The 1,848-nt window shown below is 56.8% G+C and carries 1 rRNA gene (cut by a window edge); it reads left to right on the forward strand.

Going from position 1 to position 1,848, the window contains the following annotated elements:
* Positions 1 to 1,827: ribosomal RNA gene (locus tag ACFVYF_RS37760) — 23S ribosomal RNA — on the forward strand (it extends 1,372 nt beyond the left edge of the window).
* Positions 1,828 to 1,848 lie beyond the last annotated feature (21 nt).

Consider the following 1,848-nt stretch of genomic DNA (forward strand, 5'->3'; position numbering starts at 1 on the left):
GATGGGTAGGGGAGCGTCGTGTGCCGGGTGAAGCCGCGCCGGAAGGCAGTGGTGGACGGTTCACGAGTGAGAATGCAGGCATGAGTAGCGATACACACGTGAGAAACGTGTGCGCCGATTGACTAAGGGTTCCTGGGTCAAGCTGATCTGCCCAGGGTAAGTCGGGACCTAAGGCGAGGCCGACAGGCGTAGTCGATGGATAACCGGTTGATATTCCGGTACCCGCTGTGAAGCGTCAAACATCGAGCCCATTAATGCTAAGGCCGTGAAGCCGCCCTGATCTCTTCGGAGTTGAGGGGAGTGGTGGAGCCGCCGGCCCAAGATGGTAGTAGGTGAGTGATGGGGTGACGCAGGAAGGTAGTCCAGCCCGGGCGGTGGTTGTCCCGGGGTAAGGGTGTAGGCCGTGTGATAGGTAAATCCGTCGCACATTAAGGCTGAGACCTGATGCCGAGCCGATTGTGGTGAAGTGGATGATCCTATGCTGTCGAGAAAAGCCTCTAGCGAGTTTCATGGCGGCCCGTACCCTAAACCGACTCAGGTGGTCAGGTAGAGAATACCGAGGCGTTCGGGTGAACTATGGTTAAGGAACTCGGCAAAATGCCCCCGTAACTTCGGGAGAAGGGGGGCCATCACCGGTGATCCGATTTACTCGGTGAGCTGGGGGTGGCCGCAGAGACCAGCGAGAAGCGACTGTTTACTAAAAACACAGGTCCGTGCGAAGCCGTAAGGCGATGTATACGGACTGACGCCTGCCCGGTGCTGGAACGTTAAGGGGACCGGTTAGTGCACTTTCGGGTGTGCGAAGCTGAGAACTTAAGCGCCAGTAAACGGCGGTGGTAACTATAACCATCCTAAGGTAGCGAAATTCCTTGTCGGGTAAGTTCCGACCTGCACGAATGGCGTAACGACTTCTCGACTGTCTCAACCATAGGCCCGGTGAAATTGCACTACGAGTAAAGATGCTCGTTTCGCGCAGCAGGACGGAAAGACCCCGGGACCTTTACTACAGTTTGATATTGGTGTTCGGTTCGGCTTGTGTAGGATAGGTGGGAGACTGTGAACTCTGAGCGCCAGCTCAGGGGGAGTCATCGTTGAAATACCACTCTGGTCGTGCTGGATGTCTAACCTGGGTCCGTGATCCGGATCAGGGACAGTGTCTGATGGGTAGTTTAACTGGGGCGGTTGCCTCCTAAAGAGTAACGGAGGCGCCCAAAGGTTCCCTCAGCCTGGTTGGTAATCAGGTGTTGAGTGTAAGTGCACAAGGGAGCTTGACTGTGAGACCGACGGGTCGAGCAGGGACGAAAGTCGGGACTAGTGATCCGGCGGTGGCTTGTGGAAGCGCCGTCGCTCAACGGATAAAAGGTACCCCGGGGATAACAGGCTGATCTTCCCCAAGAGTCCATATCGACGGGATGGTTTGGCACCTCGATGTCGGCTCGTCGCATCCTGGGGCTGGAGTCGGTCCCAAGGGTTGGGCTGTTCGCCCATTAAAGCGGTACGCGAGCTGGGTTTAGAACGTCGTGAGACAGTTCGGTCCCTATCCGCTGTGCGCGTAGGAATATTGAGAAGGGCTGTCCCTAGTACGAGAGGACCGGGACGGACGAACCTCTGGTGTGCCAGTTGTCCTGCCAAGGGCATGGCTGGTTGGCTACGTTCGGGAGGGATAACCGCTGAAAGCATCTAAGCGGGAAGCCTGCTTCAAGATGAGTATTCCCACCCCCTTTGAGGGGTTAAGGCTCCCAGTAGACGACTGGGTTGATAGGCCAGATCTGGAAGGCGGGTAACCGCTGGAGGTGACTGGTACTAATAGGCCGAGGGCTTGTCCTCAGTTGCTCGCGTCCACTGTGT

This window comes from Streptomyces sp. NPDC058274, from assembly GCF_042881375.1.
In the GTDB taxonomy this organism is placed as follows: domain Bacteria; phylum Actinomycetota; class Actinomycetes; order Streptomycetales; family Streptomycetaceae; genus Streptomyces.